The 7,545-nt window shown below is 40.3% G+C and carries 6 protein-coding genes and 1 pseudogene; all 7 read right to left on the reverse strand.

Translation table 11 applies throughout. The features are described from left to right. Positions 1–238 precede the first annotated feature (238 nt). The 7 genes and pseudogenes from BpJC4_RS13920 to rfbA all read right to left on the reverse strand — a co-directional run bounded on the left by BpJC4_RS13920 (position 239) and on the right by rfbA (position 7,518). Positions 239–802, reverse strand: coding sequence for a transposase (locus BpJC4_RS13920; RefSeq protein WP_253724326.1), 564 nt, complete (start codon positions 800–802; stop codon positions 239–241). Positions 803–878: 76 nt separating this feature from the next. Further along, positions 879–2,419 (reverse strand): annotated as a pseudogene (locus BpJC4_RS13925) (YifB family Mg chelatase-like AAA ATPase). Between the two features lie 313 nt (positions 2,420–2,732). Then, complete coding sequence (locus BpJC4_RS13930) at positions 2,733–4,070, reverse strand: UDP-glucose dehydrogenase family protein (RefSeq protein WP_151698059.1); 1,338 nt, start codon at positions 4,068–4,070, stop codon at positions 2,733–2,735. 95 nt (positions 4,071–4,165) lie between these two features. Beyond that, complete coding sequence (gene rfbB, locus BpJC4_RS13935) at positions 4,166–5,203, reverse strand: dTDP-glucose 4,6-dehydratase (RefSeq protein ID WP_151698063.1); 1,038 nt, start codon at positions 5,201–5,203, stop codon at positions 4,166–4,168. 8 nt (positions 5,204–5,211) lie between these two features. Then, complete coding sequence (gene rfbD, locus BpJC4_RS13940; RefSeq protein WP_151698060.1) at positions 5,212–6,057, reverse strand: dTDP-4-dehydrorhamnose reductase; 846 nt, start codon at positions 6,055–6,057, stop codon at positions 5,212–5,214. Positions 6,058–6,059: 2 nt separating this feature from the next. Next, on the reverse strand, positions 6,060–6,623 hold the full coding sequence (gene rfbC, locus BpJC4_RS13945; RefSeq protein WP_151698061.1) for a dTDP-4-dehydrorhamnose 3,5-epimerase: 564 nt from the start codon (positions 6,621–6,623) through the stop codon (positions 6,060–6,062). Between the two features lie 16 nt (positions 6,624–6,639). Further along, the gene (gene rfbA / locus BpJC4_RS13950) at positions 6,640–7,518 is read right to left on the reverse strand and encodes a glucose-1-phosphate thymidylyltransferase RfbA (RefSeq protein WP_151698062.1); all 879 of its coding nucleotides are present in this window, start codon (positions 7,516–7,518) and stop codon (positions 6,640–6,642) included. Between the last annotated feature and the right edge of the window lie 27 nt (positions 7,519–7,545).

Below are 7,545 nucleotides of genomic sequence, written 5' to 3' on the forward strand. Positions count from 1 at the left end.
AATCATTTCCATTAGAAAACAATCCCTCTCATGGTAAAATTCCTTAAAAAATAGGGACTAAAGTTTAAAACATAAATAAGAAGCCCACTGCCTTTCCCATTCAGCCTGATTCCTGTCAGCATGCCGACGCCCATTAAAAAACACTTGTAAAATGAAAAATTTTTCGTATAATGAAGATTGTAACTTAAAGAAATAGGCGGTTGATTTATCGCCTATCCCCCTAATTATTCTATATATTTCATTTGCAGCGGTAAGATGCCGCTGCATTTTTTGTTAAAATAAAAAACTGCCAATGAGCGGACAAAAACTGTGGTAGTTCAGAATTTTTCGTTAACCGTTCTGCAATGACCTGCTTATATTTTTTCCTCTTTTCCGCAATATTTCCCGAAAAAAACTTTAAAATATGATTGGTTTTTAGAAATTCATAGGGCCGCGTATCATAGATATAGTCCCTATAACTGCTCCATGGATAGGCTTCTGGATTAGTGACCATGTTTGCTTTTACCGGGTTCAAATGAATATAGCAACTCACTTCAATCATGCCTTCAGGAGAATGGATTCTGTGATCGTAATATCGTTTCTCAGAGACTTGGCCGGTCAGGTGATACTTGTTATTGTAATAATCGGCGTATCGTTTATTGATCAGGGACATGATTTTTGAAATGGGTTGATCGGTGGAGCGAAGTTGCAGGTGAAAGTGGTTGGTCATGAGACAGTATGAGGCTAATTCATATGGTGCTTTGTAAAAAAACCGTTTTAAAATATAAAGGAACGTCAAAAAATCTCCGCGGTCGTGAAACAATGCGCCTCTTCTGTTTCAGCGGCAAACGATATGATAAAAGCTGTCAGGCTCCCAATATCGCTTCTTCCTCCCCATTTTATTTCACACCTTCTTTTCGATTCTTGATCTGATTCTTTCTTCTCATTGTGATGGCTTTCCATAAGGATTCATTGGTGATTTCTTTTTCCCCTTGAAGGTCTGAGATCGTGCGCACTAAACGCATCATTTTGATTTGAATGCGGTTACTAAAATTTTCCTTCCTGACCCATTGCGCTGCATCATCATCTGCTGGCTTTGGTTCAATGAATTTTTTTTTTTAAAATAATTCAATTGAAACGCCGTTCCCTCTCTGTTCTCCGTATCTTTCATATTGCCTTTCGCGCGCTTCCATGACCCGTTTTCTTATTTTTTCCGAGCTCTCATTCGCCTGCAATGGTGCTGACGTCAGTGAAACAGATTGCAAGTGCAGTAAAAGATTAAAGCGGTCAAGGATTGGCCCGGAAACACGATTTTGGTAGGAAGAAATCAACTTCGGCGTGCAGGTGCAATAGGCGTGTTTTGACACCAAATACCCGCATGAACAGGGATTCATCGCGGCAATGATAATAAAATGGGCAGGATAAGTTGCTGTTGATGCGGTCCTACTGATGGTCACCTTCCCTGTTTCAAGCGGCTGTCGAAGTATATCCAGCGTCCGCTTTGGGAACTCTGCCAATTCATCTAAGAATAAAACCCCATGATTGGCAAGAGAAATTTCACCCGGAATCGGATTTGCGCCTCCCCCTACAAGAGAAACAGCAGATGATGAATGATGCGGAGATCGAAAGGGCGGTTTGATATACGAAGAAAGTTTCACTTTTGCAAGTTGGTAAAGGCTCATGACCTCATAACGTGCCTTTTCAGTCAGCGGAGGCAAAATGGACGGAAACGTTTCGGCCAATAAACTCTTCCCGCAACCAGGCGGCCCATACATCAAAACATTATGCTCTCCAGCAGCGGCAATTTCTAAGATCTCCTTTGCATGTTGATGGCCGATGATATGTTTAAAGTCCTTTGCGAATATATAATATAGGGCTCATCAAAGGAAGCAACAGGCGGCCATGAACCTTGAGCGGTAAAAAGATCTTCTTGCCCTGACAACGATTGAATGACCTCATCCAGATTTCTCACAAATCTTAGTTCTATGCCATCTAAGCGGCGAAAGGGAAGATCAGCAGCATGCGGCAAATACAACACCTTGATCCCTTTATTTCTGGCCGCCATAATCGCAGGAAGCATACCCTCAACAGGCTTAACGGCACCATTTAATGAAAGCACACCTAGAAATGCTGCTGTTTCCGGAATCTCATGCGGGAAGTAATCCAACTCTTTCATGATTCCAATCGCCATTGCCAGATCAAAAAAGGGACTGTTTTTTCTTTGCTCTGCCGGTGAAAGATTGACAATGAACCGCTTCTCCGGCAAATCACAATGATAAGAACCTAATGTGCCCAACACCCGGTCTTTAGACTCCTTGACTGAAGCATCAGGCAGCCCCACAATCGAAATGCCCTGAATCCCTTCCACCATTTGAATCTCAACTTCAACCAAATAACCTTCTATTCCTTTCAAACCAATACTGTTGACAAGCGTCGCCATCGTCTACACCTCCGATCGGAACGTTTGTTCTATTAAAAAATAATAGATAACGCTTACTTTGTCAACAGCTTTTTATCACTTTCTTGAAAATAAAACAGAATTTTTAAAGCCTAAATCAGATGAAAGTAAAGCAGTGAAAAAAGTGAGAGGTAGGGCTCCTATCGCAAACTCAAATTAAAATAAGGAGCTGACTATTCTCCCTTAACAGCAGCTCCCCATTCAGTAATAATTCGACATATTTCGGGCGGTGACAGGCACCCAAACCTTAAAAGAAGAGCACCGCTGTGATTCAGTGCTCTTCATCTCTCTAAACTTATGCTTGAACTTCGTCTAATACACCATACTCAATCACGCTAGGACGACCAATTGAATGATAATTGACCCCTTTATTTTGGATTTCATATAAGCTAAAGCAGTTGCGTCCATCATAAATATACGGGGTTTTCATTTTCTCTTTGAATAAGCCAAGATCCATTTCTTTGATTTCCGGCCACTCGGTAAAGATAAAGCAAAGCTCAGCATCTTCCAAAGCTTCTTCAATCGAATGTTTATAAGAAATTTGATCAGGGAATAGTTTCTTGTAGTTTTCTATCCCAACCGGATCGAATGCCTGTATACGCGCCCCTTCATTTAGCAGCAAGCGGATGTTCGGAATGGACGGTGCTTCACGTAAATCATCCGTTCCGGGTTTAAAGGTGAGCCCCAATACCGCCACCTTTTTTTCGTTAAAAGTTGGAAAATCATTGCGTGCTTTTTTGATGAGTGCATATTTTTGTTTTTCATTCACATCAATGGCTGCTTTCACGGTTCTTAAAATATATCCTTCTTCTTCCGCAAGCCAGTGTAACGCTTTTGTATCTTTCGGGAAGCAAGAGCCACCGTAACCAATCCCCGGATTTAAAAATCGGTTGCCAATTCTTTCATCGTAGCTCATCCCATTTGTGACATCTTCAATGTTCGCACCAACCTTTTCACATAGGTTTGCAATATCATTGATAAAGGAAATTTTCAAAGCCAGGAAGTCATTCGAAGCATATTTTACCATCTCTGCGCTTCGGCGATTCATAGCAAGAATTGGAAGTTTGAAAGGTTCATAAACATCCATTAAAATTTGCTTTGCTTCATCGCTTTCCGTTCCAATGACAATCCGGGATGCATAGAGCGTATCGCGTACCGCTGTTCCTTGTGCAAGGAATTCGGGATTGGAAGCCACTTCAATTTTTACATTATGTTTTAAATGTGCTTTAATATACGCTTCCACTCTATCATTCGTTCCAATTGGCACAGTAGATTTTACGACAACTAGGCAGTCCTGCTCAACGGATTCCGCAATCTCTTTTGCAACAGTAAAAACATAATTTAAATTTGCCGAACCGTCTTCATTTTCCGGCGTACCAACACCGATAAAAATAACATCTGAGTGGGCGTAGACACTTTGATAATCCGTCGTAAAATCCAATTTTCCATTTTCAGTATTCTTGACAATCAGTTCATCAAGCCCTGGTTCATAGATTGGAGAAATTCCCTGCCTGAGCAGATAAATTTTTTCATCGTTATTGTCAACACAAGTCACTTGATGGCCAACTTCTGCTAAACAAACACCTGTTACCAATCCAACATAGCCTGTACCAGCTACTGTGATATTACTCAATTTTTACATCTCCTAATTAACTTTCAAATTTAGTATTCTTTTAACCATTATAAAGAAATCTATAAATTAAAAGAACCCCCAAATGATTAGTGGAATTAGTTTTCTAGGTTGGCAGAGAAGGAATATTGTTTAGAAAAGTACGTTTGATATTCTCCACTAATAATGCGTTCCCACCAGTCCTTATTATCCAAATACCACTGGATCGTTTGTGCAATACCCGTTTCAAAGCTGTAAGCTGGTTTCCAGCCGAGTTTTTCCAGTTTCGATGGATCTATCGCATACCGTTTGTCATGTCCTGGCCGGTCTTTGACAAACTCTATGAGATCCTCCGATTTTCCTAAAGTTTTTATGATCGTTTTGACCACTTCCAGATTTGTCCGTTCATTGTGGCCGCCAACATTGTAAACTTCACCATTTACACCTTGATGCAAAACCAAATCAATAGCGGCACAATGGTCATGCACATGCAGCCAGTCGCGGATGTTCCCACCGTTACCGTAAACTGGTACTTTCTGATCGTTTAGCACACGGGAAATGGTCAAGGGAATCAGTTTTTCCGGGAAATGGTAGGGCCCATAGTTATTTGAGCATCGTGTTATATTAATTGGCAAACCGAATGTTTCATGATATGCCCGAACTAATAAATCTGAAGATGCCTTACTTGCGCTGTATGGGCTGTTTGGCTGAAGCGGCGTTTCTTCTGTAAAGAATGTCGACGGATCAAAGTCCAATTCACCATATACCTCGTCTGTGGATACATGTAAAAATTTCTTCACACCGACTTCTTTTGCTGCATCGAGCAGTACTTGCGTCCCGAGTACGTTCGTCCGCACAAAAATTTCAGGATCCGTAATAGAGCGGTCTACATGGCTTTCCGCCGCAAAATGCACTACAAAATCGAAGTTTTCTTTTTTAAACAGTGGAATAATTGTTTGCCGGTCAGCAATATCTGCTTTAATAAAATGATAGTTGTCTTTATTCTCAATCTCCTGGTGCTTTGTCAAATCCCCGGCATAGGTCAGCAAATCCAAATTATAAATGTCATAATCCAGGTATTTATTGACCATGTGCTGGACAAAGTTTCCTCCAATAAAACCGGCCCCGCCAGTTACCAATACTTTTTTCTTTGTCATCAATTAAATTACACCTCAAGCTCTTTTATATAATGTGCTACAGCCTCACTCCACGGGCGTAACGGTTCAAAACCGTTGTCCCGTAGTTTTTGCTTGGACATCCGTGAATTTTTAGGGCGAACTGCTTTTGTTGGATATTCTTCTGTTTTAATGACGTTAACTTTCACTGATTTCCCTGCCTGTTTGAAGATTTCTTCAGCAAATTCTGCCCAGCTGCAAAAGCCTTCATTTGTCGCATGGTAAACGCCGTATTTATCCGTTTGAATCATTTCAACAAGCAGTCGCGCCAAATCAAAAGTATAAGTTGGAGAGCCAATTTGATCCCCGACAACATTGACTTGATCATGAGTTTTCGCAAGCCTCAACATGGTTTTTATGAAATTCTTTCCATTGATGCCAAACACCCAGGAAATCCGGACTATAAACGCATTAGCAAGTAAGGAACGGACAACTTTTTCAGCTTCGTATTTTGTATATCCATAATAATTAACTGGATTAGCGGGGGCGCTTTCCGAAAAAGGTTCCGTGCCTTCTCCCTTAAAAACATAGTCCGTACTGATAAACATAAATTTTGACCTGGAAGCTTTTGCGGCAGCCGCCAAGTACTTCGTTCCATTTACATTTACATCCCAGCACATCTCTTTTTGCTCTTCAGCCAGATCAACTGCAGTATAGGCTGCGCAATGAATTACCGCATCGGGTTTTAGTTCTTCGACATATTGGTAAACATCTTTTTCATTTGTAATGTCAAGATCCTTCTGTCCAATGCCGATCATCTCTAGTCCGCGATTTAACCCTTCTTTTACAACGTCATAACCAAGCTGACCAGTATATCCTGTAACTAATATTTTCATGTTTACTCTCCATAAACAAAATTAATTTCGGCTTCTTCTAAAAACGGTGATTTTTCATCTTTAGCTGATAAAATAGGTTGAATGTCATGTATCGGCCATTCGACATGAATCGTTGGATCATTCCAACGGATCCCACGGTCGCATTCCGGCGCATAGAATTCATCCACTTTATATTGAACCTCAACATCATCGGTTAACGTCATAAAGCCATGTGCATAACCCTTCGGAATCAAAAGTTGTTTTTTATTCTCTGCACTCAGCTCAATTCCAAACCATTTGCCAAAAGTTGGGCTGCCTTTTCTTATGTCAATAGCCACATCAAAAATTGTACCTCTTGTGCATCGGACCAGTTTAGATTGTGCTTTAGGGTTCAATTGGTAATGCAGGCCCCGCAAAGTGCCTTTTGCTGCAGAAAAAGACTGGTTATCCTGCACAAATTTAATTTTGATTCCTTCTTCAAAAAAGTTATTCTCATTGTATGTTTCCATAAACCAACCGCGATGGTCGCCAAATACAGCCGGTTCAATGACAAATACACCTTCTAAATCTGTTTTAATGATATTCAAGTTTCATCCCTCATTTTTAATATTTGATTTTTCCCTCTGCAACTTTTATCAGATACTGGCCATAGCCCGTTTTACTTAGTTTCTTTGCACATTCGAGTAATTGCTCCTTCGTGATCCAGCCATTAATAAAAGCAATTTCTTCCGGGGCGGATATTTTAATTCCCTGATGTTCCTCTACGGTTTTCACGAAATTTGTTGCTTCTACCAATGTTTGATGGGTGCCCGTATCAAGCCAAGTAAATCCGCGCCCCAATAATTCTACATCTAATTCACCCATTTTTAAATATGCCTCATTAATTGATGTAATTTCCAACTCTCCGCGTGCAGATGGTTTTATTTCTCTAGCAATATCAACAACACGGTTATCATAGAAGTATAAACCTGTAATCGCGTAATTAGATTTTGGCTTTTCCGGTTTCTCTTCGACACTTAAAACTTTCCCATTGCTATCAAATTCAACAACACCGAAACGTTCAGGATCTGGGACATGGTAGCCAAAAACAGTAGCCCCATGTTTTTTTTGTGAAGCCCTGCGTAATATACTCTTCATTCCGCTGCCATAATAAATGTTATCGCCAAGAATCATGGCTACAGAGTCATCTCCAATAAAATCTGATCCTAAGATAAAGGCTTGTGCTAAACCATCAGGACTTGGCTGAATTTTATATTGTAATGACAATCCAAATTGGGACCCATCTCTTAATAGGTTCTTAAACCTTTCTGTATCCTCAGGTGTAGAAATAATCAAAATATCTTTTATGCCAGCTAACATTAAAGTGGAAAGAGGATAATATATCATTGGCTTATCATATACTGGTAATAACTGCTTACTTGTTACCATAGTGAGCGGGTAAAGACGTGTGCCGCTTCCCCCTGCTAAAATAATACCTTTCATTAATTTCCCCCCCATTTTTTAATAATT

The organism is Weizmannia acidilactici, from assembly GCF_008974185.1.
GTDB classification, from domain to species: domain Bacteria; phylum Bacillota; class Bacilli; order Bacillales; family Bacillaceae_C; genus Weizmannia; species Weizmannia acidilactici.